At 36.7% G+C, this 1,230-nt stretch carries 1 protein-coding gene; it reads right to left on the bottom strand.

The annotated features are described in order from the left end of the window. Window positions 1-225: 225 nt before the first annotated feature. Window positions 226-1,230 (bottom strand): toxin-antitoxin system YwqK family antitoxin (locus EGI24_RS14365; RefSeq protein ID WP_255049160.1); only part of this gene is annotated, 1,005 nt, incomplete at its 5' end.

Raw genomic sequence — 1,230 nt, 5'->3', positions numbered from 1 at the left:
CTCTTCATTTCTTAATTCCTTCATGTTAGAATTCGCTATCCAATTTAACATAAAGAGGATGAAGATTTCAAGAAAATGAAGTTCTTAGTGCTCTTCATTTCTTAATTCCTTCATGTTAGAATTCGCTATCCAATTTAACATGAAGAAGATGAAGAGTTTAAGTACATGAAGACCTGAACACCTTATGCCTAATTGCCTCGATGCCTTAATGCCTTAAAAAAAACCTCACTTTGGTGCAGTACTATCATAAATCAACTTGCCGTCAGCACTGTATTCCTGCATCACAAAAGGCTCAGAATTATCAAAAATATCTCTAGGATATTGGGTGACTTTCTTGCGGCGATTGCCTCCTGGATAAAACTCTACCCAACGACCAACTTTCTTGCTCTCGTCAAAATGTCCCTCCTCAGCAGTGGTGCCATCTTCGTAAAACTTCCAGTAAGCACCAGTCGTTTTTCCATATATTTTGGGTATAATCTCTTTTATCTTGCTACTGTCTGCATCATAGTAACTGATCTCCGATTCTTGATAAAAACCTTTGTTGTAAACTTCTTTATTAAGCAAATTGAAATCCTTGTCATACTCCATCCACCTGCCATGTTTTGCTCCTAAATAATAATAGCCTTCTCTGGCTAAACTTTCGCCTTTATATTCTTTAAAAGGTCCGTGAAGCAAACTGTTGGTTTTTGTATCTCGGGTCAAAGCATCTACAAATTTCTTGTTTTTTTCATCGTACCAAGTCACCGTCCTGAGATAAGGATTGGGTTTTTGGAAGTTTTTCAAAACGTAGAATTCTTGATATAAAAGTCTGCTACCTGATCCTCTTTTAAAGACCCTTTTGTCTATCGCAATTTTCTCAAAACTTCGTCCATCAAAAACCTCTGCTTTGGCTTTTTCTAAGGCTTTTTTTGCCTTTTTACTTTTTGCTTTTACATCGCTAGAAAGGTTGGGAATGGTCTCGTTTAGAAACTTCTTCGCATCTTCTACAGAACTGATTTTGTTATCCCCAGGAAGATTCAAATTAGCCTTTGGTAAGTTTACATCAAGCGGCACAGTATCTTCTATTCGCTCCTCCAAAGTCATTTTTTTACGGTCAGCCTTTCTTTCTGCTTTGGTTTTAGCCTTCGGAATAATGTCCTGAGCCGAAACAAACGACGAAAATCCAATAATTAAAATGTATATGAAAAGAATTCGTTTCATTATAAGATACCTGTGTAGTACTTTTGTGAG

This window comes from Lacihabitans sp. CS3-21, assembly GCF_024343675.1.
In the GTDB taxonomy this organism is placed as follows: Bacteria; Bacteroidota; Bacteroidia; order Cytophagales; family Spirosomataceae; genus Leadbetterella.
The sequence above is the reverse complement of the archived record's forward strand: the minus strand, read 5'-3'. Positions and strand labels throughout refer to the sequence as shown.